Raw genomic sequence first — 2,459 nt, forward strand, 5'->3', positions numbered from 1 at the left:
AAACCACACAGCGATATGCAGTATTAAACTCTAATCCAATTAGAGTAAGAAGATGGTTTTTGCTTAATTCTGTTTTATTTACCTCGCTAATCCCGTTCACCGATTCGCAAATTAGACGGCTATCTGAGTATCGATTCGTTTTCCAACTTAAAGTGATGCTGTTACCCGTCAAACGCTCAATAACAGGCTGTGAAATAATTTCAAAACCATTAGAGACACTTTGCGATTGGGTCGTAAAAGAAGAAACGTTGCTATGAACTTGATTTCCGCTTAGGTCGCTTGATTCGACTGAGAAGTAATAAGTACTCGCAGGTAAGAGATTAGTGACGCTCAATTGGTGCTTTGCAGAAAAGCCGGGAGATGATTCGACACGGCTTAGGTTATCAGGCTCTGTGCCAATGGACACAACAGAAGATGATGATTCATCGGTACGCCAGCTAATCATCGCGTTAGTGTTTGATACATCTTCAACTAAAGCACGCCCAATAATTAATGGCGGTTCAGTATCGGAAGTAGAAGCTGTCTGGAACTGGATCTCCCGAGTTTGTGTTGCTCTATTGCCAGCGGCATCATTTGAGGCAACGGTTAAATTATATAGCGTATTAGCACTTAGCCCTGTAATCTGAACTGAATGATCGCTTACAAGCTCAGTGTTATTCTGAACCCGGTAACTAATACCATCGTTAAATGAAACTGCACTGCTAGCCGCTTCGTTTGTCGTCCATTTCACTACAGCTACTGTATCTGAAATATCAGTAACCGTTGGCCCGGCGACGATTAGAGGAGGGTTCAAGTCTGCCGCTGCTAGCGTTTTAACTCTACTAATATGGCTCTGAGTTGGGCCATTACCGCTAATATCAGTAACTTCTACTGACACCGCATAGGTCTGATTCGAGTTTAGATCACCTACAGTCAAGTTATGGCAGCGAGAGAAGTCATTAAGTAAATACTCAGCTCCGTCAACGATAAACTTTCCTTGCACTGGCTCATTAGCACAAAAAGCCACCGTAAACTGGGTTTCTCCGATAGACGTCGCTGCTAAAGGTTGGACAAACTGTGGCGCTAATGAGTCAGCACTAATACTTTGAGTGGTAAAGCTTAGAACTTGCGTTTCAGAACTATTGTTTTGTGCGTCTCGTGTCGAAATATTTACGTCATAATCGGTGTTTGAATCCAGGTTATTAATAACAACGCTATGTTCTGTTAGAAAACGGTTATTTTTAAAAACCGCTCCACCAACCACTTGAACTGTACTTCTAGCCGGTTCATCGGTCTGCCATTCTATTACCACAGATTGGTTGCTAATATTTTTAACATAAGGCCCGGCAATAGTTTTCGGTATTATGCTATCAAGTAGAACTAGCTCCTGGTCGAGACTAAGCGCGTTGTTAAGGGCAAGATCAGATCTTACAAAGGTCGCAAAGCCACTTTCGATTGTTGGAGTATAGGTAAGGTCATACAAGCAGTCAGTGCTGTCTGGGTAAAAACCGGATTCAATACAGGTATCACTAGGGAACAGCAACATAACATAGTTGCCTTCAGCATCTGTACTAGCACTACCACTGGCATGATCCAAACTACGTGTCGATAACTGAAGTAGGGGGCCTTGCTCAGGACCGTGCCAGACCGTGCTGGTTTCGATTGATACATTGGGGATAGGGGCTTTATTAGTATCAAGTACCTTGCCAGACAGGACAAGAAAATCGAACTGTAAATCACGTATTGTATCTACATAAACTTCAAAATCTTCGGATGAGATAGCTACACTATTTGGCGCACCAGAAAGCGAAACATCCGATGCTATAAAAGAGGCTCGAAGCACATAACTACTAGGCGAAACATCCCATTCATAGGCGCCATCTGAACTAACTTTTTGGGTGTCTCCAATTTGAAGAAAAGTATCATCTTGCAATACTTCAAAGAGAGTTACGCTCGCACCATCAATTAAGTTTCCCTGATGATCTTTCACTACGCCACTAAGGCTTGCTGCATGCACCACAAGTGAAAAAAATGCTAGGAAAAAGCTTAGGACAAGCGTGAATCCTCTGCCTTTCATAAAACCCAATAGTTTTTTACACATGCAGCATCTCCAGACAGAAGAGAAGTTCTTAACAAAAAGAAAATTTGATAAAACAAAACAAGGTGGAGCAGCTAAATAGTATAGCTCGTTTTATCAACTTCACTATTTCAGTGAAACCAACATACCTCGACTGATTGCCGTAGAGGCATTATTCCCAGCATTCATCGTCGCAGATGCCCACCAATAACTCATTACACACTTTGTTCCGCTTTTGTTAACAACTATGTCACGGAAATAACAGTCAATAATGCAAAGGAACTGAATAGGTCACACATATAAGAAGTGTTGCTACATTATTGTGCCGATGGTAGTGCGTTTTATTAGCAGAGTAGAACACATGATAACGAAGCGAATCACCATATACATAACCACGATCTAT

Annotated in this window: 1 protein-coding gene; it reads right to left on the reverse strand. The window is 41.8% G+C overall.

The window, feature by feature from the left end; all coding sequences use genetic code 11:
* The coding region (locus A3761_RS17620) for a fibronectin type III domain-containing protein (RefSeq protein WP_156491927.1) at positions 1-2,080 on the reverse strand (2,080 nt) is incomplete at its 3' end.
* Between the last annotated feature and the right edge of the window lie 379 nt (positions 2,081-2,459).

Source organism: Oleiphilus sp. HI0123 (genome assembly GCF_001635315.1).